Source organism: Methanobrevibacter sp. V74 (assembly GCF_963082495.1).
Taxonomy (GTDB): Archaea; Methanobacteriota; Methanobacteria; order Methanobacteriales; family Methanobacteriaceae; genus Methanocatella.
In genome coordinates, this window is the sequence record NZ_CAUJAN010000015.1 from 1 (window position 1) to 973 (window position 973).

Annotated in this window: 1 protein-coding gene; it reads left to right on the forward strand. The window is 25.2% G+C overall.

Annotated features, from left to right (window positions below):
- The first annotated feature begins 46 nt into the window (after positions 1-46).
- Positions 47-223, forward strand: coding sequence for a hypothetical protein (locus Q9969_RS11585; RefSeq protein WP_305557899.1), 177 nt, complete (start codon positions 47-49; stop codon positions 221-223).
- The last annotated feature ends 750 nt before the right edge of the window (positions 224-973 follow it).

Sequence of the window (973 nt, forward strand, 5' to 3'; positions counted from 1 at the left end):
TAGTAAAAATTCAAATCACACAAGTTTTTGAAAGAGACTATTTTTTTTGGATGATGATCAACTAAATGTCAGTAATTCCATTCATCTTGATGATTTGAGCTTTTTTGATGAGTATTATGATGAATATTATTCCAAAATTGGATATTATGAATATGAATCACTAAATCAACATATGCAGATTCATTCATCACGCAAAAAGAAGAAAACCTTCAAAAAATACTAATAAATGACCAAGTAATGCTTCAAGAAGATTTCGACAAAGAATTCCTAGAAATCTTTTTAAAATACTTTCTGGAAGGATTACCCAAAAAAAGTACTAGTAACTGATGGTTATTTAGCATGTCCCACAATAATAGAAAAAAATATACATAAATCATCAACTCTGCATATTCCACATCATAAAAAAACGCACACCATCCTTTAGAAAAATCAAAAAAAAAACTCGAAAAAAGACAACCAATCAAACCAATTATGAAGATACACAAAAATTCCTAAAAAACCCAACAAAAAAATTCAATAAAACCACCACATACTTTTCAAAACTCCCAAATACCAAAAACAAACAATAAAAATCGAAGAATACTTCAAAATAACACTACCAAAATACTTAAAACGAGAATATTATTTAATTAAAGAAATATTAAATGAATTTATCATTATTTTTCATATAATAATTTAATGAAAATAAAATTATAAAAAATCAATCAGCTAAATTTTTTACAATCTCCAGTTTGTATCTTCAATTATATGTGTTGTTTCATCTGAAAGAATTATACCGTCTTTTTTGTTATTTTGAAATATCTGCAAGTCTGAAAGTTTATTTCATTTAGAAAACAATTTCATAGCAATCAAACGTTCATGGTATCTAGTATCATTCTTAGATTAATTTTCATATGTTCTACACGATTATTCCATATGCGAATTTAGAAAATTAAGTCTCTTTCAAAAACTTGTGTGATTTGAATTTTTACTA